This is a genomic window from Pseudomonas sp. MPR-R2A5, from assembly GCF_058793055.1.
In genome coordinates, this window is the sequence record NZ_JBXAFK010000069.1 from 1 (window position 1) to 19,217 (window position 19,217).

At 61.5% G+C, this 19,217-nt stretch carries 18 protein-coding genes and 1 pseudogene; 17 read left to right on the plus strand and 2 right to left on the minus strand.

The features are described 5' to 3' along the window. Together AC1Q6I_RS31895 and AC1Q6I_RS31900 are read left to right on the plus strand one after the other, a co-directional pair. The coding region (locus AC1Q6I_RS31895; protein WP_492618413.1) for a type II toxin-antitoxin system RelE/ParE family toxin at positions 1 to 272 on the plus strand (272 nt) is incomplete at its 5' end. A gap of 5 nt (positions 273 to 277) precedes the next feature. Next, on the plus strand, positions 278 to 601 hold the full coding sequence (locus AC1Q6I_RS31900; RefSeq protein ID WP_024073153.1) for a helix-turn-helix domain-containing transcriptional regulator: 324 nt from the start codon (positions 278 to 280) through the stop codon (positions 599 to 601). 43 nt (positions 602 to 644) lie between these two features. On the opposite strand, the gene AC1Q6I_RS31905 is transcribed toward AC1Q6I_RS31900, so the two are convergent. Then, the gene (locus AC1Q6I_RS31905) at positions 645 to 899 is read right to left on the minus strand and encodes a DUF6124 family protein (protein ID WP_102625773.1); all 255 of its coding nucleotides are present in this window, start codon (positions 897 to 899) and stop codon (positions 645 to 647) included. Between the two features lie 517 nt (positions 900 to 1,416). Here AC1Q6I_RS31905 and AC1Q6I_RS31910 point away from each other — a divergent pair. The 7 genes from AC1Q6I_RS31910 to AC1Q6I_RS31940 all read left to right on the plus strand — a co-directional run bounded on the left by AC1Q6I_RS31910 (position 1,417) and on the right by AC1Q6I_RS31940 (position 7,108). After that, positions 1,417 to 1,719, plus strand: coding sequence for a type II toxin-antitoxin system RelE/ParE family toxin (locus tag AC1Q6I_RS31910; RefSeq protein ID WP_102625774.1), 303 nt, complete (start codon positions 1,417 to 1,419; stop codon positions 1,717 to 1,719). A gap of 3 nt (positions 1,720 to 1,722) precedes the next feature. Further along, complete coding sequence (locus AC1Q6I_RS31915; RefSeq protein WP_024073150.1) at positions 1,723 to 2,010, plus strand: addiction module antidote protein; 288 nt, start codon at positions 1,723 to 1,725, stop codon at positions 2,008 to 2,010. Positions 2,011 to 2,107: 97 nt separating this feature from the next. Then, positions 2,108 to 2,503: a DUF2946 domain-containing protein gene (locus tag AC1Q6I_RS31920; protein WP_102625775.1), complete on the plus strand. Its 396-nt coding sequence runs from the start codon at positions 2,108 to 2,110 to the stop codon at positions 2,501 to 2,503. Between the two features lie 47 nt (positions 2,504 to 2,550). Next, entirely contained in the window at positions 2,551 to 3,033 is a 483-nt protein-coding gene (locus tag AC1Q6I_RS31925; RefSeq protein ID WP_024073148.1) for a copper chaperone PCu(A)C, read from the plus strand. Positions 3,034 to 3,044: 11 nt separating this feature from the next. Then, the gene (locus AC1Q6I_RS31930) at positions 3,045 to 3,446 is read left to right on the plus strand and encodes a DUF2946 domain-containing protein (protein WP_102642576.1); all 402 of its coding nucleotides are present in this window, start codon (positions 3,045 to 3,047) and stop codon (positions 3,444 to 3,446) included. A 92-nt stretch (positions 3,447 to 3,538) separates the two neighbouring features. Beyond that, a complete protein-coding gene (locus tag AC1Q6I_RS31935; protein ID WP_102624874.1) occupies positions 3,539 to 5,608 on the plus strand; it encodes a TonB-dependent copper receptor in 2,070 nt (689 codons plus the stop codon). Positions 5,609 to 5,725: 117 nt separating this feature from the next. Further along, complete coding sequence (locus tag AC1Q6I_RS31940; RefSeq protein ID WP_102624875.1) at positions 5,726 to 7,108, plus strand: PepSY-associated TM helix domain-containing protein; 1,383 nt, start codon at positions 5,726 to 5,728, stop codon at positions 7,106 to 7,108. A 156-nt stretch (positions 7,109 to 7,264) separates the two neighbouring features. On the opposite strand, the gene AC1Q6I_RS31945 is transcribed toward AC1Q6I_RS31940, so the two are convergent. Beyond that, positions 7,265 to 11,857, minus strand: a complete 4,593-nt coding sequence (locus AC1Q6I_RS31945; RefSeq protein WP_102624887.1) for a DUF4329 domain-containing protein — start codon at positions 11,855 to 11,857, stop codon at positions 7,265 to 7,267. 373 nt (positions 11,858 to 12,230) lie between these two features. Here AC1Q6I_RS31945 and urtA point away from each other — a divergent pair, with 373 nt between their 5' ends. The 8 genes and pseudogenes from urtA (at position 12,231) to AC1Q6I_RS31985 (ending at position 19,212) form a co-directional block, all read left to right on the plus strand. Then, positions 12,231 to 13,496, plus strand: a complete 1,266-nt coding sequence (gene urtA / locus AC1Q6I_RS31950) for an urea ABC transporter substrate-binding protein (protein WP_102624876.1) — start codon at positions 12,231 to 12,233, stop codon at positions 13,494 to 13,496. A gap of 136 nt (positions 13,497 to 13,632) precedes the next feature. Further along, complete coding sequence (gene urtB, locus AC1Q6I_RS31955; RefSeq protein ID WP_041160828.1) at positions 13,633 to 15,135, plus strand: urea ABC transporter permease subunit UrtB; 1,503 nt, start codon at positions 13,633 to 13,635, stop codon at positions 15,133 to 15,135. Then, positions 15,135 to 16,214 carry an urea ABC transporter permease subunit UrtC gene (gene urtC, locus AC1Q6I_RS31960; RefSeq protein WP_024073141.1) on the plus strand — a complete coding sequence of 360 codons (1,080 nt, stop codon included), beginning with the start codon at positions 15,135 to 15,137 and terminating at the stop codon, positions 16,212 to 16,214. The genes urtB and urtC overlap by 1 nt, the downstream gene beginning before the upstream one ends. Continuing rightward, on the plus strand, positions 16,211 to 17,059 hold the full coding sequence (urtD, locus tag AC1Q6I_RS31965; protein ID WP_024073140.1) for an urea ABC transporter ATP-binding protein UrtD: 849 nt from the start codon (positions 16,211 to 16,213) through the stop codon (positions 17,057 to 17,059). The genes urtC and urtD overlap by 4 nt, the downstream gene beginning before the upstream one ends. A 24-nt stretch (positions 17,060 to 17,083) precedes the next feature. Continuing rightward, positions 17,084 to 17,170: pseudogene (locus AC1Q6I_RS31970) on the plus strand (outer membrane lipoprotein carrier protein LolA); the annotation flags it as partial. Between the two features lie 22 nt (positions 17,171 to 17,192). Next, positions 17,193 to 17,891: an urea ABC transporter ATP-binding subunit UrtE gene (gene urtE / locus AC1Q6I_RS31975; protein WP_024073139.1), complete on the plus strand. Its 699-nt coding sequence runs from the start codon at positions 17,193 to 17,195 to the stop codon at positions 17,889 to 17,891. Positions 17,892 to 17,921: 30 nt separating this feature from the next. Then, positions 17,922 to 18,761 carry an urease accessory protein UreD gene (locus AC1Q6I_RS31980; protein ID WP_102624877.1) on the plus strand — a complete coding sequence of 280 codons (840 nt, stop codon included), beginning with the start codon at positions 17,922 to 17,924 and terminating at the stop codon, positions 18,759 to 18,761. A gap of 148 nt (positions 18,762 to 18,909) precedes the next feature. Beyond that, positions 18,910 to 19,212, plus strand: a complete 303-nt coding sequence (locus tag AC1Q6I_RS31985; RefSeq protein WP_069075162.1) for an urease subunit gamma — start codon at positions 18,910 to 18,912, stop codon at positions 19,210 to 19,212. The last annotated feature ends 5 nt before the right edge of the window (positions 19,213 to 19,217 follow it).

Sequence of the window (19,217 nt, forward strand, 5' to 3'; positions counted from 1 at the left end):
CATCTGCTTCATCGGGAAACTCGGTGGGTGGGGTCGCGGTATTTTGCCAAATCAGAAAGTTTTTTTCAGAGTTTCCCAAATGGTTCGATGGGCTCGGCGAATACCGCATCGACTGGGGGCCAGGCCTACGAATTTATCTGATACAAGAGGGCCACCGATTAATCATTCTGTTCGGTGGTGGCGACAAGTCCAGTCAAAAGCGCGATATCAAGACCGTGAAGTCGCTGATCGATCAGTATCAGCGTGACAAGAAAGTGAAACAAAAGAGGTAACCAGCATGGCGCTTACCCGCAGCTACAAACACACAATCGCCGAGCGTGCTCAACGTGATCCTGAATTCGCCCAAGCTCTTCTTGATGAGGCCGCTACACTGTTTCTCAATGGTGAACCGGAAATTTCACGTGTGATTCTGCGCGATTTGGTCAACGCCACAGTGGGCTTTGAAGGACTCGCAAAGGAAACCGCCAAACCGAGCAAAAGCTTGCATCGGATGCTATCAGCCAGTGGTAATCCAAGCATGGATAATCTCTCGGCGATTTTTGCGGTGATTAGAAAAGCCCTGGGCGTTGATATGCAGGTACACGGAGTTCCCACTGCCTAATTTGATCGTTCCCCTGCTCTGCGTGGGGACGATCACAGTCGTGTTATTCGCTGCCTGCGGCTGTTATCTGCCCAACACCATCGTGTACCCGATCAGCCAGCAACTGCGCCAGCTCGATCAACTGCGCAACGCCCAGTAATTCCTCGCGTGGTGCGCCTTCCAGGTTAAAGGCGATGTCGCAACTCAGCGCGTTGGCCGAGGCAAGTGTTTCGCTGAGGTTGACCAACAGGTCTTCGGCGCTGATGCCATCTGCCACGGTGAACAGCCGGACGGGGGGATTGGGGGTGGGTTTGATCATTGTGAAGCTCCTTAGAAAGGTGGAGCTGCCACTGATTCGCCGCGACGCGATAGGGTGGCAGCTGTACGCAGGTTCGCGGACCGGTCTAAGGCATCCCGGCATACCCGAAGGTATCCCGCGCACAGCCACCATTTAGCCGCACAGTAGACGATAAAAAAGCATCAACTGAAAGCAGGCGATAGCGCTTTTGCTCTTAGAAAACCCGGGCCGCGACGCCCGTCCGCTGCGTTTACAGCGCTGTACGGAGACTAGAGACCGAGTGTCCTAGGGACAACCTCAAATCCCTGTCGGAAATTTCTGCTTGTACGAATAACCAGCCAAACGACTAGCTATTTGGCCTCCCTCCAAAAAGTCGATTCTACCTACAAACACTTCCGAACCAGCTGGCTGGCTCAGCCAAAAGCCCCCGCCCTAACCTCCTCCCTCGCGGTTTTACGTCAGCGCCCGCGAGGGGGATGCACTGCTTTTGCAGCGCGTCGCATCTTGCCACTTTGTATCCCAAGAAATACGATCCAAGATGATTCAGTTTAAGAAGTCAAAACACTTTCTAGAATGGCTTGATTCGTTACGCAGTAAACCCGCGCGAGCACGCGTACTGGCAAGGTTGGATCACGCGCAATGGGGCAACTTTGGAGACTGCGAAGCACTCGGAAATGGCGTTTTTGAAATGCGCATCCACTATGGCCCTGGCTACAGGGTTTATTTCACTCGCAGAGACGAAGTGGTTTACCTGCTGTTGATCGGAGGCGACAAATCAACGCAGAAACGTGACATTCAGCGCGCTAAACAAATTGCAGAAGACTTTGAAAAAAAGGAGTAACTCATGAATGAATTCACTGACTTCGACGTGGCGGAGCACCTAAAAAACCCCGAGGATATGGCCGAATATCTTGAAGCGTGCTTCGAAGAAGATACGGGTGACGGTCTGCTGATCCGTTCAGCGCTAAACAACATCGCCCGCGCCCAAGGCATGACCCAAGTAGCCCGCGATGCCGGCCTCGGAAGAGAAAGTCTATACAAAGCCCTCTCCAGCAATGGCAATCCCGAGTTCGCGACTATCATGAAAGTCATGAAGGCTTTGGGCCTCAAGCTTCACGCTACAGCGATCTGATAGGACTGCGACACCAAACCACACCGCCCCTTTTTACTTCTCCCCCCCGATCAGGCTAAATACCCACCTGATCGTTTAACCCTACGGATTGTCCGCCATGGCCCGTCAACGCTTTGCAATTGCCTGGATCGCCTGCCTTGCAGTGCTGTTCAATGCGTTTGCCATGCCGATGGCCAGTGCAATGCAGCAATCCAAGGACCCCGTGCAGCAATTGCTGTGGGGTGGTTTCTGTTCGTCCAATGGCGCCAGCCTGAAGACGATTGCCCTGGGCAAGCTGGAAATTCCGGCGCCGCAGCAGGACGAGCATTCCGCCATGCAGCATTGCTGGTGTTGCTCGGGCTCCCCGTCGCTGGTGGCGTTGCCGGGGCATGCGCCGCAGTTGTACGTCACGCGGTTCGAGGCGGTGCAGAGCCTGCCGCCGCCCTCGTTGCAAAATCCCACACCGCGCCAGCAATGGCCGAGCCTTAACCCCCGCGCCTCTCCAACGGTCTGATTGTCTTCGCAAGTGAACTGCGTTTAGAACCGTTCTGGAGAACTGCCATGCTTAAATCTTCCCTGCTTCTGGCTGCGTTGCTGCTGCCGGTGTTCAGTGCTGCCAATGCCGCCGACTACAAGGCCGGCGACCTGTCGGTCAGCGATCCCTGGTCCCAGGCGTTGCCGCCCAATGCGCCGACCGTCGCCGCGTATTTCGTGATTCATAACACCGGCGAGAAGCCAGACCGCCTGCTCAGCGTCGAGACGCCGGTGGCGGACAAGGCTGAGCTGCATGAGCATGTGATGCAGGGCGATTTGATGAAGATGCAACAAGTGCCCAGCGTTGCCGTGCCGGCCAAGGGTGACTTGACCTTCGCGCCCATGGCCTATCATGTGATGTTGCTGGGCCTCAAGGACCGCAGCCTGTTGGCCGACGGCAAACAGTTCCCGCTGACCCTGACCTTCGAAAAAGCCGGCAAGGTTGAAGTGGAAGTCTCGGTTCAGAAAGCGCCGCCGATGACGGGCCACGAGCATATGCACGCCCAGTAGGCCGTCACTCGATGGGCGCCCCTCGCGCCAGGTTATCTCCACATCGCCGCGTGATGCGCGGCAGTTGGATCAGCCTGTTCGCCATGCTGATGATCTTTATCGGTCCGCTGATTTCCCAAGCGATGCCGACGGATCAGCACGCCGGTATGTCCATGGCCATGTCGATGGACATGCCCAACTGCCATGGCGAGTCCAAGCCAACCAAGACGCCCGACGAGCATCACGTCCTCTGGGAAAAGTGCGGCTATTGCAGCCTGCTCTTCAGTTGCCCGGCCCTGCCGGGCAGCGTGTCATTCATGGCCCTCGGCGCCCCACCGCCGGCCAATGCCCTCACCCCCTCCCCGCGCCTGGGCCATGCCCGGCAGAGCATTTTCCCCGGCGCTCGCAGCCGCGCGCCCCCCATCGCCTCGTAAACCCTTAACACCGTTACTTCACCCCGGCCGACTTTAGACAGACAGCCGCAGGCTGCTGGCCGTGTTGTTTACGATTGATAGATGGAATGTGTATGTCCAGGTTTACTGCTGACTCCCGTTTGGGAAGTACTTCTGTGCTCGCTGCCCTATGCGGCGCCCTGCTCGCCCCCCACGCTCAGGCCGATGAGCACGCCGAGCATGAGCTGACGCCCACCGTGATCACCGCGATCGCTCCCAGTTCGCCACTGACCGTGGTCACCAACCCCAAGGACCCGCGCCAACCGGTGCCCGCCAGCGACGGCGGCGACTACCTCAAGACCATCCCCGGCTTTGCCCTGGTGCGCAACGGCGGCACCAATGGCGACCCGGTGCTGCGCGGCATGTTCGGTTCGCGCCTGAACATCCTCACCAATGGCAGCATGATGCTCGGCGCCTGCCCAGGGCGGATGGATGCGCCCACCTCGTATATTTCCCCGGAAACCTACGACAAGCTCACCGTGATCAAAGGCCCGCAGACCGTGCTCTGGGGACCCGGCGCCTCGGCGGGCACGATTCTCTTCGAGCGCGAGCCGGAGCAGTTCGGCGAACTCGGCACGCGGCTCAATGCCAGTGTGCTGGCCGGCTCCAACGGCCGCTTCGACAAAGTCATCGATGCCGCCGCTGGGGGGCCATTGGGCTATGTGCGGGTGATCGGCAACCAGGCGCATGCCGACGACTACAAGGACGGCAACAACGACACCGTCGCCTCGCGCTATGACAAATGGAACGGCGACGTCGCGGTCGGCTTCACCCCCGACGCCGATACCCTGCTCGAACTCACCGCCGGCCGTGGCGATGGCGAGGCGCGCTACGCCGGGCGTGGCATGGATGGCTCGCAGTTCCTGCGCGAAAGCCTGGGCCTGCGTTTCGAGAAATCCAATCTCGGCGAGGTACTGGATAAGGTCGAAGCCCAGGTCTACTACAACTACGCCGACCACGTGATGGACAACTACAGCCTGCGCGTCCCGTCGGGCACCGGGATGATGGCCGGGCCCATGGCCTCCAACGTTGACCGCCGTACCCTCGGCGCGCGCATCAAGGCCACCTGGCGCTGGGCCGACGTACAGCTCATCAGTGGCCTGGACGCGCAGACCAACGAACACCGCCAGCGCAGCAGCATGGGCATCGATACCTACAAGGACCTGCCACGCAACAAGGACGCCAACTTCCACAACTACGGCGTGTTCGGCGAACTGACCTGGTACGCCGCCGACCGCGATCGCCTGGTCACCGGCGCACGCCTGGACCGCGCCTCGGCCAAGGACTTTCGCCAGACTACCGGCTCGGGAATGATGGCCCGCCCCAACCCGACCGCCAACGACACCCGCGCCGACACTCTGCCTTCGGGCTTTGTGCGGTATGAGCATGACCTGGCCGACACCCCCACGACCCTCTATGCGGGCCTGGGCCACTCGGAGCGCTTCCCGGATTACTGGGAGCTGTTTTCCCCCAACACCGGGGCGGTCGGATCAGTCAACGCGTTCGATGGCGTGAAGCCGGAGAAAACCACCCAGCTCGACTTCGGCGCGCAATACAAGACTGCCGACCTTGAAGCCTGGGCCTCGGGCTACATCGGCCAGGTGCGCGATTTCATCCTGTTCGACTACCAGCCCGGGATGATGGGTACCACGTCCCAGGCACGTAATGTCGATGCGCGCATCATGGGCGGCGAACTGGGCGCGGCCTACAAGCTGACCCCAAACTGGAAGGCCGACGCCACCCTCGCCTACGCCTGGGGCAAGAACAGCAGCGACGGCAAGGCCCTGCCGCAAATGCCGCCCCTGGACGCACGCCTGGGCCTGACCTACAGCGAGGACGACTGGAGTGCCGGCGCCCTGTGGCGCGTGGTCGCCGCACAAAACCGCATCGACCAGAACGCGGGCAACGTGGTCGGCAAGGACTACGACAAGAGCGGTGGCTTTGGTGTGTTCTCGCTGAACGGCGCGTACCGCATCAATAAAAACTTCAAGGTCAGCACCGGCGTCGACAACCTGTTCGGCAAGGCCTACGCCGAGCACTTGAACCTGGCCGGCAACGCGGGGTTCGGCTACCCGGCCAGCGACCCGCAAGCCATCAAGGAACCGGGGCGCACGCTCTGGACCAAGGTGGACATGAGCTTCTAAAAGCATCGGGGGCAAGCCCCCTTCCACAATTGGAATGCATTCCACATGTGGGAGGGGGCTTGCCCCCGATGGCGGCCTGACCAACGACAACAATTCAAGCTTTGCGGAGCATCCCCAATGACCACTCAAAAAGTCTCCTTCTACAACCTGGCCTGGCGCTGGCACTTCTACGCCGGGCTCTTCGTCGCCCCTTTCATGGTGCTGCTGGCCCTGACCGGCATCATCTACCTGTTCAAGCCCCAGCTCGACCCGCTGATGTATGGCGACCTGCTCAAGGTGCAAACCGCCGAGCACGCGTTGAGTGCCGATGAGCAACTGCAACGGGCCCAGGCGGCCTTTCCCCACGGCAAGCTCAGCAAGTACTTGCCACCGGCCGACGCCACCAGCAGCGCACAGTTCGTCATGCACGCTGGCGGCCGCGACGTGACGGTCTTTGTCGACCCCTATCGCGGTACGGTACTGGGTAAGCAGGATGCCAAGTACAACCTGCAGGCCATCGCCCGCGCCCTGCATGGCGAGCTGATGATCGGCACCGTCGGCGATCGCCTGGTGGAGCTTGCCGCCGGTTGGGGCGTGATGCTGGTGGTGTCCGGCCTGTACCTGTGGTGGCCGCGCGGCAAGTCCTCGGCCGGGGTGCTGTGGCCACGGTTCCGCAGTCGTGGCCGTGTGTTCTGGCGCGATCTGCACGCGGTCGCCGGTTTCTGGGGCGCGGCCTTCTTGCTGGTGATGCTGCTCAGCGGCATGACCTGGACGGGCTTCTGGGGCAAGCAATACGCTGACCTGTGGAACACCTTCCCGGCGGCGATGTGGAACAACGTGCCGCAGTCAGACCAGCAGGCGCGGGTGCTCAACACGGCGACTCAGCAGACCGTGCCCTGGGCCATGGAAAACACGCCGATGCCGATGTCCGGCGACCATGCCGAGCACATGCAGCACGGTGCCATGCACGCCGCTCCCGCCGCGCCCACGGTCAGCCTGCAACAGGTGGTCGAGCTGGCCAACGCACGCAAGGTCGAACCCGGCTACAGCATCACGTTCCCCACCACGGCCGACGGTGTGTTCACCATCGCGGTATTCGCCGACGACCCGCGCAACGACGCCACCCTGCATGTGGATCAATACACCGGCAAGGTGCTGGCCGACGTGCGCTGGGAACACTACGGCATCGTCGCACGCGCGACCGAGACCGGTGTGATGCTGCATGAGGGCAAGATGTTCGGCTGGGTCAACCAACTGATCGTGCTGCTGATCTGCCTGATGATCCTGCTCAGTGCGGTCAGTGGCGTGGTGATCTGGTGGAAACGCCGGCCACAGGGTGGCCTGGGCGTTCCGCCGCTGCGCCATGACCTGCCGAAGTGGAAAACCGCCCTGGTGATCATGCTCGGGTTGGCGATCATTTTTCCCTTGGTGGGCGCGTCGCTGATAACCGTATGGGCCTTGGATCGCCTGGTGTTGACGCGTTTTTTCAACCCCGACAAATCTGCTTCCCGCTCCGCATGAAACAGGCGCCGCGCCCAGGCCACCGGCAACACGGCCTGGGCAGCGGCGGTTCGTTGATCCTGGCCCTTTCACCGCCCCTCGGGGGCGCCGTCATGGCCCTGTTCCAGCGTTGCCAAAGGATTTCTTTTCATCCTTCAGGCTCTTTGTCACCGGGGGTCAAAGTTCATCTCTGTCTCGACCGTACTGGACGTCTTCAGGCTCAGGTTGGGCGCCTACATCCTTGATTTGCCATTCATCCCCCAACTCCCCCAGACGCGTCCAGAAAGCATCGGTCTCCAGCACCGACAGCTTTCCGTTTGCCCTCAGCGTTCCGATCAATTGAGTCGCAGAACGTTGGGGCCCCGTGGCGGCCAGTGTGTGTTCTGTCGCCGGGTTGGTCGGCAAGTACTTGAGCAATGCGCCGCCTCGGCTGATGAAATAGCATCCCTCGGCTGACGGCTCGTTCATTCGCAGAGTGTCCAGCATCGCCTTCAAATCCGCCTCGGCGATGAAGTTGGCCCTGAGAGTGCTTTCGAAAACCTCGGCACCCGCTGAAACCGCCATTGCCTTATAGAACGACTGCACGGCCACGACCTGGTAGTAACCGGCTGGATGGGCCGACGCCAGCGCCAGGCCGCCGCCACTTGCAAACAGCGCCGGCACCGTCAACGCCGTGCTTTGGTCTTCCTCTATCGGCGTCACCGCGCACACATCGTTGGTGCCGGCGACCTTGAGCACGCCGCCCAGGAGCGTCTTGCCGGCAAACCCGGCAGACAACCCCTGAGCGTGCCGTGCGGCGTCATCAGGATGGGCACACACCGGTCCGCACACCAGTAGAGGCGCCGGAAAGCCATAGACATACACAGCGGCGGCGCCCGGTTGCCAGGAGGTGTCAATGCGACCTCGACCGTTCCAGACCGGGCTCGTTTCCACGACATCCAGCGTGCCCTTGACCGCCAGGCTGTGCACATAGTCGACCAGTTGCAGCGCCCCACCCCGCAAGTAACTGTGCAGCTTGGTCGTTTCACTGGAAAACATCACCGACCGGTCGAGGCCATCAAATTGAAACTTGAGCAAAGCATCGTCAGCGCAGCGCAGATACAACGGCCAATAACCTTCATCTGCGGTTTTCTTGACGAAACTCAGCCCATCGGCAATGTCGCGCGGCCAAAAAAAGCTGCGCCCCATGGGGTCACCAGCCTTGCCGATGGCTGCGCTGGAGGCACACAGATACAACCCCACAATGGCATAGCCCTGAGGCAACTGCGCGTAGGGGAACACCTGCTCGAGCCGGGAGAAGTCCTGCCGTTGCAACGGCAGCGTGACCCTGTAGTGCTCTTTCCGGGTTGACTTGAGCAGATAGCCAAACGTCAGCCATTCTCTCGCGTCAGACGGTGGCAGCACTGAACTCACGGCGTCGTCGGCCTGGGTGAACACCGGGCTGAACGCGGGGTCAGCCAAGGAGCCCCGAATCAAGAGCCCTGGCCATTGATAAACGAATGCGGAAAATTCGCCGAGCAAGCGCCTGGGCGGTCCCCAGTACCGGCTCCCTTCAACCACCCTCAACTCGCCCGCCTTCGCCACCCGCGACACAAACTGCGTGGGCAGCAGTTCGCCACTGCGAATCCGCCGCTCGATGAGGTTATCCCCAACGTCGCCCTTGACCAGGTCGAGCGCAGCCAGATCCGCTTTGAGCGTCTGTTCCTCGGGGGAGTCCGTCAGGTTGTAGCTCAACAAGACGCCATCGGAGCCGATCAGGTACTCACGCTTGACATGCACTTCACGCCGCAACAGGTTCGACAGCACGCTGGTGGGTACCATGCTGGTGTAGATGGCCTTCTCGGTCGCAGACAATAGGATCGGCACCTCACGCGCAAGCGTGGAGCGGTAACGCCCGACAACGGTCGCCCCCTCGGGGTACAAGCCTTTCGAAACCGCCTGGTCAGGGAAGATCCAATTGAGCACAAAACCTTGAGGCGGTATCGCCAAGGGCGCCGTGGCGACGAACAGCCCATTGCCGAGGCGCAGCACTACACCACCATAGGCGCGTTGACGATTGTCACCAATCAACGTGCGCACATGCCGCACGGCATCGTCCGGTTCGGCAAATGCGGGGCTCAGGCGTCGTCGCATGAGCGTTGCATACCCTTGCCAATGCTCATTGACCGCGCCCCGCTCGTCCCAACACTGGCTGGTGCGTACCACATGCAACTGACCGCGCTTGGCCCATTCCCGGACAAAGTCCAGCGGTGTCTTGGCACCACTGGCCAGCGCGGTTTGAGTGGCCTCCAGTTCTTTTTCAAGCGCGCCGCCGCTGCCGAACGCAAACGGCCCCGGCAGGCGATAGCGCAGCAACGCGCCCTCCTCGGTGGAGAAATAGATCGGCAAGTTGTCCCCGGCGTTGTATAGCTCGCCAAAACGCTTCGCGTCGTAAAGGCTCGAATACAGCACCGTTGGCAATACGAAAAAACGCGTCAACCAGGCCTTCGAAGTGGTCAGCCCGGTGGGTTGCCATTGTTGGGAGCGAAACAGCGCGCGGAGCATGAACCCTGGCGGGAATACATAGCCCTTATCCGTCCTCGCAAACAACGCATTGCGCGAAAACAGCTTGATAGACGTCGTCACATCCATCACCTGAGTCGCGATGTACTGCTCGTTTTGCGTGTGTTTGAGAATGAACGCGTAACAGGACTCAGTGGCCCGGTTGCACCCATGAACCCGGGCATGCAGGTCCCGGGCGGCCTCCTCTGCCGTGGAGAAAATCGCGCCATAGGTGATGAAGTCGGGCGGACCTGCCCGGTCTGCGTAGGTGAAGTTCGGTGTCCAGTCTGAATACACGGGAGAACGCGGCCCCCACAGCGCATTCCCCTGGATAACCTGTAAACCTCCGGTCTCGGCCACCCGGCCAACCCATTGCGCAGGTTTGATCAGCCCTTTGTCCAGGCGCTGTTGAGCCCTGCTGCCACCAGGCTCCGGCACGACACCGTTCAACAGCACGGTTTCATTTGCCGAACCGCTTGGCGTATACGCCAAGAGGCATGCCTCGCTTGCCGACAGATACGCCGGACGACCTTGTTGGATCACCCCATGGAGCTCTTCGGCGGAAAACACCTGCAGGTTGATCTCGGCCTCTTCCCGCGTCCAACGGCGCTGCTCGATCCAGTCGGGATGCACCATGGACAACGCCACGTGGGAACCATAGCGCCCATGAATCACATAGGGTTCAGGAGGAACCAGCGGGCCCTGGTCGCCCGCGGGGAAAAACAGCGCCGAGGCAAAAGGGTTGACCTGGCTTTCCATCGGCTCAGTGATAATGAAGCGGCCATCTTCGCTCTTGAGAATGTAGCCACCATAGGATCGGTCCCGCCGACCACCCACTTTCTCGTGGGCATACACCGCAGCGTCCGTGGCCGAGAGAAACGTCGGGCTGAGTACCGCTTGATAAAACGGCGTGAGTAACGACGAGCGATTGTCCACCTCCCCTACGCGTCGCCAGAGTTCACCGGGCCGGACCACCGACAGGCTGCACGTATTGATCACCCGCCGGACAAAACCACGCGGGGTCAGCGTGCCAGCGATCATCTCGGCCTGGGCGCCCTTGTCGTTGAACACCCCGCCGGGGCCCTCGTCCACCAATTCTTCAGCCTCTACGGCACCGGGCAACTGGAGTTTCAGCACGGCCCCGTCGCTGGCCTCCATGTAAAGCGCCAGGCCACGGGTGTCGGCCTGGATATCGGCGGTGTTGCGGGCCTGGGTAATGCCCGCAACAAGTTGCGCCGGCGTAAAGAACGCCGAGTACATCCAGGGTTCTTTCGACGGAAAATCACTTGGCTGCGGCCAGGACCGGTAGTAGATGGCCTCCAGGCGGAACTGCGAGGGTAGCCGGGGTTTACCGTCGGGACGCTTGGGGAACAGGCTCGCCGGCGAGAACAGCACCGGGCCCGGCGCCTGCGGCCGAGTGGCGACGTAGGTGTCCTTCTGGACATGCTTGAGCACAAACCCCACTGTGCGCCCCGTGACGGTCGCCGGGGTGCTCTCCAACGCGGCGAGCACGGCCAACTCGGGGCGCTTGAATACCCGGGTAAAAAACGGTTGTTCCTGTACCGTCTCCAGCGGCCCGACCGGCGACTTGATTCTCCAACCGCGCTTTACCCGGCCACGCACTTGCCCCCACAAGGCATCGGCCACCACCACCCGAAGATCGCCGCCCTCGGCGACCTGCCAGATAAAGCTCTCAAAATCCGCACTGGCTGCCAGCGGCACCTGACCTTTCAAGCCTTGCAGCAGCGTCTTTTCCAGGGCATTGCCACTGGTGGTGTATTTCAACAGCGTGCCGGTCGGCCCACACAAATAGTGGGCCGGTACCGACTGGCGATGCTCAATGATAAACACCATATCGGCCGGCGAAAAAAAGCTTGTAAAGACGGCGGCCTGATCGTCGGTAAAGGTGGGGTTATGCTGTTTGATCCTGTCGGCGTGCGCAGGGTGGGAGTGGTACAACGCCGCGCAGGTGTAGCCAGCCGGGGCGATGAAATGATCGCGTTCATCCACGGCCATTATCTCGCGATGGTCAAACGTGACCTCCCCACCCTCCACGGGACGCGTGGCGAAAAAGTGATTGTCCTTCTTGAAAATCGCACCCCCGAACTCTTTGTCGCCGACACTCTTGCCCACGTGTTGCTGAGCCCAGCGGGCGGCGTCGTCCGCCGTGATGAAAGGAGGGCTAAGCGGCGGTAATACGGCAACATGGGTGCCATGCGCTGAACGCACATCTCTGAATAATGGGTTGTCCAACTCCTGTACTCCTGACGGCTGGTAGACGGATGTGGGCGCTTGACGGATGTCGCACCCCGTCCAGCGATTTTGAACACCCCCGCCAGGCGCCAGGCACTACATGTGTAGACCTGGCGTAGCCCCTCCTCACACGCGACGCAGCGCAAAGCACCAGAACGGTGCCGATGCAGGCCCCACGCTGACATTTCAGCCCCACATTGGAACAACCGCCTTTGCAAATGCCCCGTAAAGAGGCCGCTTTCATACCGGGCGCTGACCGGGCACAGCCTTTGCAATCACCGAAACAGCCACGTTGGCGGGCGGTTCGTGCGCCCCAGAAAAATAATCACTCACTCTCGGAGATCGCACCATGCAGCTTCGCAGCTTGATCAAGGCGTTAACGTTGTCGGCATCCATTGCCGCCATGGGTCTGACCTGGACCGTACAGGCCGCAGAAACCATCAAGGTCGGCATCCTGCACTCGCTGTCAGGGACCATGGCGATCTCCGAAACCTCGCTGAAAGACATGGCCTTGATGACGATCGACGAGATCAACGCCAAAGGCGGTGTGAACGGCAAAATGCTCGAACCCGTGGTGGTGGACCCGGCGTCCAACTGGCCGTTGTTTGCTGAAAAGGGTCGGCAGTTGCTGACCCAGGACAAGGTCGCCGTGGTGTTCGGCTGCTGGACCTCGGTGTCGCGCAAATCGGTGCTGCCGGTGTTCGAAGAGCTCAACGGCTTGCTGTTCTACCCGGTGCAATACGAAGGTGAAGAGATGTCGCCTAACGTGTTCTATACCGGTGCGGCGCCGAACCAGCAGGCGATCCCGGCGGTGGAATACCTGATGAGCGAAGAAGGCGGCGGCGCCAAGCGCTTCTTCCTGCTGGGCACCGACTACGTGTACCCACGCACCACCAACAAGATCCTGCGTTCGTTCCTGCATTCCAAGGGCGTGGCGGATAAAGATATCGAAGAGGTCTACACCCCGTTCGGCCACGCCGATTACCAGACCATTGTCGCCAACATCAAGAAGTTCTCCGCTGGCGGCAAGACGGCGGTGATCTCCACCGTCAATGGCGACTCCAACGTGCCGTTCTACAAAGAGCTGGCCAACCAGGGCCTGAAGGCCACCGACGTACCGGTGGTGGCGTTCTCGGTAGGTGAAGAGGAACTGCGCGGCATCGATACCAAACCGTTGGTGGGCAACCTCGCGGCCTGGAACTACTTCCAGTCGGTAGAGAACCCGGTCAACCAGAAATTCGTCGCCGACTGGAAAGCCTACGCCAAGAAACACAACCTGCCGGGCGCGGACAAAGCCGTGACCAACGACCCGATGGAAGCCACCTATGTGGGCATCCATATGTGGGCCCAGGCCGCCGAGAAAGCCAAGTCCACCGACGTCGACAAAGTGCGTGAAGCCCTGGCCGGCCAGACCTTCGCGGCACCGTCGGGCTTTACCCTGACCATGGACAAGACCAACCACCACCTGCACAAGCCGGTGATGATCGGCGAGATCCAGGCCGACGGTCAGTTCTCCGTGGTGTGGCAGACCCAGGAGCCGATCCGGGCACAGCCGTGGAGCCCGTACATCCCTGGCAATGACAAGAAGCCGGACTATGCGGTGAAGAGCAACTAAGCCCCACCACAGGTCAACTGTGGGAGGGGGCTTGCCCCCGATAGCGGCGTGTCAGGCAATGCACTTGTCACTGACCCACTGCTATCGGGGGCAAGCCCCCTCCCACACTGTCCGCGCATGACTAGGACATTTGTTTATGCCCGCTGCCCTCAATCGCTATTTCCTGGCATTGCTGCTGTTGCTGCCTTTGGCGGCACATGCAGGCGACGCCGAAGACTTCCTGGCCGCCAACCCCGCGCAACAAGCCAAGCTGCTCCAGGACTGGGCCGCCCAACCCGACCCGGCGCGCATCGAGTTGGTGGACGCGCTGCAACAAGGCCAGCTCACGCTCAACGGTGAAACCAAGACCGTACGCCTGAACAACCGCCTGCGCGGCCTGATCGACAACGTACAGGCCAGCCAGCAACTGCTCGCCGCCGACCCCAAGGTACGCCTGGCCGCTGCGCGAACCCTGCAAAAAACCGCGCAACCGGCGCAACTGAAATTCCTCGACCAGCAGGTCGCCGCCGAAACCAATGAGGACGTGCACACCGCCCTCAGCCTGGCACTGGCCAACCTGCAACTGGTGGACACCGACCCAGTGGTACGCCTGGCCGCCGTGCGCTTGCTCGGCAGCACCGGCGACCCGCTGGCCCGCACCCGCCTCGAAGCCCTGCTCGCCCCCGGCGTGGAAGCCGACGCCAGCGTGCACACCGCCGCCGAGACCAGCCTGGCGCAGGTCAAACGCAAACTGATGCTGGGTGAAATCCTCGGCCAGGCCTTCAGCGGCATGTCCCTGGGGTCGATCCTGCTGCTGGCGGCCCTGGGCCTGGCGATCACCTTCGGCCTGCTCGGCGTGATCAACATGGCCCACGGCGAAATGCTGATGCTCGGTGCCTACTCCACCTACGTGGTGCAGTTGCTGATGCAGCGCTATGTGCCCCAGGCCATCGAGTTCTACCCGCTGATCGCGCTGCCGGTGGCGTTCTTCGTCACCGCCGCCATCGGCATGGCCCTGGAACGCACGGTGATTCGTCACCTGTATGGGCGTCCGCTGGAAACCCTGCTCGCCACCTGGGGCATCAGCCTGATGCTGATCCAACTGGTGCGCCTGGTGTTCGGTGCGCAGAACGTTGAAGTGGCCAACCCCGCCTGGCTGTCCGGTGGCATCCAGGTGCTGCCCAACCTGGTGTTGCCGTACAACCGCATCGTGATCATCGCGTTCGCACTGTTTGTTGTGGTGCTCACCTGGCTGCTGCTGAACAAGACGCGCCTGGGCCTGAATGTGCGTGCCGTGACCCAGAACCGCAACATGGCCGCCTGCTGCGGCGTGCCCACCGGGCGCGTGGACATGCTCGCCTTTGGCCTCGGCTCCGGCATCGCCGGGTTGGGCGGTGTGGCGCTGAGCCAGATCGGCAACGTCGGTCCGGACCTGGGCCAGAGCTACATCATCGACTCGTTCCTGGTGGTGGTGCTCGGCGGGGTCGGCCAGTTGGCCGGCAGCGTCATGGCGGCGTTCGGGCTGGGCATCGCCAACAAGATCCTGGAACCACAAATCGGCGCCGTACTCGGCAAGATCCTGATCCTCGCGCTGATCATTCTGTTTATCCAGAAACGCCCGCAAGGACTCTTCGCACTGAAAGGACGGGTGATCGACTGATGAACCAGCCATTGATGCTCACCGCCACGCAAAAGGCCGGCCCCAAGGTGACGATTGCCGTCGGCGCCGTGATCCTGGCCCTGCTGCTGGCCCTGCCGTTGTGTTCGCTGCTGGCGCCGGAAAACCCGCTGCATGTATCGGCCTACACGCTGACGCTGGTGGGGAAGATCCTCTGCTACGCCATCGTGGCCCTTGCACTCGACCTGGTGTGGGGCTACGCCGGCATGCTGTCCCTCGGCCACGGGTTGTTCTTCGCCCTCGGTGGCTACGCCATGGGCATGTACTTGATGCGCCAGGCCTCCGGTGACGGGTTGCCGGCGTTCATGACGTTTTTATCCTGGACCGAATTGCCCTGGTATTGGGTCGGCACCGAACACTTCCTCTGGGCGCTGTGCCTGGTGGTGCTCGCACCGGGCTTGCTGGCATTGGTGTTCGGCTTCTTCGCCTTCCGCTCGCGGATCAAGGGCGTGTACTTCTCGATCATGACCCAGGCCCTGACCTTCGCCGGGATGCTGTTGTTCTTTCGCAACGAGACCGGGTTCGGCGGCAATAACGGCTTCACCAACTTTCGCAGCATCCTCGGCTTTGGCATTACCGAACCGGGCACGCGCGCGGTGTTGTTCGTGGCCACGGTGCTGTTGCTGGTGGCCAGCCTGTACATCGGCTGGCGCCTGGCGCAAAGCAAGTTCGGCCGGGTGCTGACGGCATTGCGCGATGCGGAAAACCGCCTGATGTTCTGCGGCTACGACCCACGCGGCTTCAAGCTGTTCGTGTGGGTGCTGAGCGCGGTGCTGTGCGGCCTGGCGGGCGCGTTGTATGTGCCGCAGGTGGGCATTATCAACCCCAGCGAAATGTCGCCGACCAACTCCATCGAAGCTGCGGTATGGGTGGCCCTGGGCGGACGCGGCACCTTGATCGGGCCGCTGCTCGGCGCTGGCGTGGTCAACGGCATGAAGAGCTGGTTCACCGTGGCGTTCCCGGAATACTGGCTGTTCTTCCTCGGGGCGCTGTTCATCATCGTCACCTTGTATTTGCCCAAGGGCGTGATCGGCCTGCTGAAGAAACGGGGTGAACCATGAGAATCACTGCGACGGCGGAATTTATGCTCGAACCTATCCTTGATGCCGGCAGCGGTCGCGATGCGATCGGTATCGGCCAGGCGGCCGGGACGGGCCTCGACACGCGCCACGGCACGATCCTGACCCTGGAAGATATCAGCGTCAGCTTCGACGGTTTCAAGGCGCTCAACGACCTCAACCTGTACATCGGTGTCGGTGAATTGCGCTGCATCATCGGCCCCAACGGCGCAGGCAAGACCACGCTGATGGACGTGATCACCGGCAAGACCCGGCCCAGCCACGGCAAGGCCTGGTTTGGCGAAACCCTCGACCTGACCAGCATGAGCGAAGTGCAGATCGCCCAGGCCGGTATCGGCCGCAAGTTCCAGAAGCCCACGGTGTTCGAAGCCTTGAGCGTGTTCGAGAACCTGGAACTGGCACAGAAGACCGATAAATCCGTATGGGCCAGCCTCCGTGCGCGCCTGAGTGGTGAGCAGAAAGACCGCATCGATGAAGTGCTCGACACCATCCGCCTCACCGCCTCGGTGCAGCGCCCGGCGGGGTTGCTGTCCCACGGCCAGAAGCAGTTCCTGGAAATCGGCATGCTGCTGATGCAAGACCCGCAACTGCTACTGCTGGATGAACCGGTGGCCGGCATGACCGACGCGGAAACCGAATTCACCGCCGAACTGTTCAAGCGCCTGGCGGGCAAGCACTCGCTGATGGTGGTGGAGCACGACATGGGCTTTGTCGGTTCGATCGCCGACCATGTGACGGTGCTGCACCAGGGCAGCGTACTGGCCGAAGGCTCGTTGGAGCAGGTGCAGGAAAACGAGCGCGTGATCGAGGTGTACCTCGGGCGCTGAGTTCGCTTTTCTGTAGGAGCGAGCTTGCTCGCGAAAATCGTTAACGATAACGCGAGCAGCCTGAATGCACGCGGCGCCCTCAGGTTTTTCGCGAGCAAGCTCGCTCCTACAGGGAATTGAGGAGGTTTTGAGAATGTTGCAAGTCGACAAGCTGCACCAGTACTACGGCGGTAGCCACATCCTGCGAGGGCTGTCTTTCGACGTGAAGGTCGGCGAAGTCACCTGCCTGCTCGGGCGTAACGGCGTGGGCAAGACTACCCTGCTCAAGTGCCTGATGGGTTTGCTGCCGGCCAAAGAGGGCGCGGTGAATTGGGAAGGCCAGGCCATCACCGGCTTCAAGCCGCACCAGCGTGTACACGCCGGGATCGCCTATGTGCCCCAGGGCCGGGAGATTTTCGGGCGGCTGACCGTGGAAGAAAACCTGTTGATGGGGCTGTCGCGTTTTCCTGGCTCCGAGGCCAAGGAAGTGCCGGCGTTTATCTACGAACTGTTCCCGGTGTTGCTGCAAATGAAGCATCGGCGTGGCGGTGACTTGTCCGGCGGCCAGCAGCAACAGTTGGCCATTGGCCGCGCCCTGGCCAGTCGCCCGCGCCTGTTGATCCTCGATGAGCCCACCGAAGGCATACAGCCGTCAGTGATCAAGGAAATCGGCGCGGTGATCAAGAAGCTTGCCGCGCGGGGCGATATGGCGATCCTGCTGGTGGAGCAGTTCTACGACTTCGCCGCCGAGTTGGCCGACCAGTACCTGGTGATGTCGCGTGGCGAAATCGTGCAGCAAGGCCGCGGTGAAAATATGGAAAGTGACGGTGTACGCGGTCTCGTAACCATCTAATCTGTAGCGTCCTGACAATAAGCCTGAGCCATGAACCTGCCCGTTTCCCCCGCCCTGTTCACCCCCAGCTGGCATGCCGCGCTGGAACTCGGCTACGCGCGTTTCGGCGATACCACGCGCCCGGTGATGCGCCGCCACCACGGCCCGCTGCGGGTGCAAAAGCACCTGTACGCCGAAGGCCCCGAAGTGTGCCAGCACATCATCGTGCACCCGCCCGGCGGGATTGCCGGCGGCGATCGCCTGGATATCAGCGCCCACGTCGGCGCGGGCGCCTGGGCGCAATTGACCAGCCCTGGCGCTGCCAAGTGGTATCGCGCGAGCGGCCCGGCGTTTCAGCAACTCGATCTCACCGTAGAAGCCGGCGCCACGTTGGAATGGCTGCCCCAGGAAACCATCGTATTCAGCGCCGCCCAGGCCGAGCTCACCACGCGTATCGAGCTGCAAGGCGATGCCCGCCTGTTCTACTGGGACGTGGTCGCCCTCGGCCGCCCGGCCAGTGGTGAGCGTTTCGACCTGGGCCACTTCCAATCGCACCTGGATATCCGCCGCGACGGCCAGTTGCTCTGGCATGAACGCCAGCGCATTGTGGGCGCCGATGGTTTGCTGGACTCACCCATCGGGCTGGATGGGCAGCCGGTGTTTGCGACGTTGCTGGTGACTGGCGAAATCCCTGGCGAATTGCTTGAACAATGCCGTTCACTGCCCCACGCGGTGCGCGGCGACCTGACCCAACTGCCCGGCCTGCTGGTGGCCCGCTGCCTGGCCAGTGAAGCATTGCTGGCGCGGCAGTGGTTGATCGATTTATGGAAATTGTTACGCCCCGCCCTGTTTGGGCGAGAGGCGGTCTCACCACGAATCTGGAGCACATGAAGATCAAAATGTGGGAGGGAGCTTGCTCCCGATGGCGGCGGATCAGTCAGCACACGTATTGCCTGACCCACTGCTATCGGGAGCAAGCTCCCTCCCACACTTGATCTCTGTTGTATTTAAGAATGCATTCTTTGAAGGACCTTGAACCATGGACCTGACCCCACGGGAAAAAGACAAACTGCTGATTTTCACCGCAGGCTTAGTCGCCGAACGGCGCCTGGCGCGCGGGGTGAAACTCAACTACCCGGAAACCATCGCCTATATCTCCGCCGCCTTGATGGAAGGCGCCCGCGATGGCCGCACCGTGGCCGACCTGATGCACTTCGGCACCACCTTGCTCACCCGCGAACAGGTGATGGAAGGCATCCCGGAAATGATCCCGGATATCCAGGTGGAAGCCACCTTCCCCGACGGGACCAAGCTGGTCACCGTCCACCAGCCCATTGCCTGAGGCCC

Bases quoted from the DNA above. Each gene is read 5' to 3' on its own strand.
- AC1Q6I_RS31900 (WP_024073153.1), top strand. From the start codon at position 278: ATGGCGCTTACCCGCAGCTACAAACACACAATCGCCGAGCGTGCTCAA.
- AC1Q6I_RS31905 (WP_102625773.1), bottom strand. From the start codon at position 899: ATGATCAAACCCACCCCCAATCCCCCCGTCCGGCTGTTCACCGTGGCA.
- AC1Q6I_RS31910 (WP_102625774.1), top strand. From the start codon at position 1,417: ATGATTCAGTTTAAGAAGTCAAAACACTTTCTAGAATGGCTTGATTCG.
- AC1Q6I_RS31915 (WP_024073150.1), top strand. From the start codon at position 1,723: ATGAATGAATTCACTGACTTCGACGTGGCGGAGCACCTAAAAAACCCC.
- AC1Q6I_RS31920 (WP_102625775.1), top strand. From the start codon at position 2,108: ATGGCCCGTCAACGCTTTGCAATTGCCTGGATCGCCTGCCTTGCAGTG.
- AC1Q6I_RS31925 (WP_024073148.1), top strand. From the start codon at position 2,551: ATGCTTAAATCTTCCCTGCTTCTGGCTGCGTTGCTGCTGCCGGTGTTC.
- AC1Q6I_RS31930 (WP_102642576.1), top strand. From the start codon at position 3,045: ATGGGCGCCCCTCGCGCCAGGTTATCTCCACATCGCCGCGTGATGCGC.
- AC1Q6I_RS31935 (WP_102624874.1), top strand. From the start codon at position 3,539: ATGTCCAGGTTTACTGCTGACTCCCGTTTGGGAAGTACTTCTGTGCTC.
- AC1Q6I_RS31940 (WP_102624875.1), top strand. From the start codon at position 5,726: ATGACCACTCAAAAAGTCTCCTTCTACAACCTGGCCTGGCGCTGGCAC.
- urtA (WP_102624876.1), top strand. From the start codon at position 12,231: ATGCAGCTTCGCAGCTTGATCAAGGCGTTAACGTTGTCGGCATCCATT.
- urtB (WP_041160828.1), top strand. From the start codon at position 13,633: ATGCCCGCTGCCCTCAATCGCTATTTCCTGGCATTGCTGCTGTTGCTG.
- urtC (WP_024073141.1), top strand. From the start codon at position 15,135: ATGAACCAGCCATTGATGCTCACCGCCACGCAAAAGGCCGGCCCCAAG.
- urtD (WP_024073140.1), top strand. From the start codon at position 16,211: ATGAGAATCACTGCGACGGCGGAATTTATGCTCGAACCTATCCTTGAT.
- urtE (WP_024073139.1), top strand. From the start codon at position 17,193: ATGTTGCAAGTCGACAAGCTGCACCAGTACTACGGCGGTAGCCACATC.
- AC1Q6I_RS31980 (WP_102624877.1), top strand. From the start codon at position 17,922: ATGAACCTGCCCGTTTCCCCCGCCCTGTTCACCCCCAGCTGGCATGCC.
- AC1Q6I_RS31985 (WP_069075162.1), top strand. From the start codon at position 18,910: ATGGACCTGACCCCACGGGAAAAAGACAAACTGCTGATTTTCACCGCA.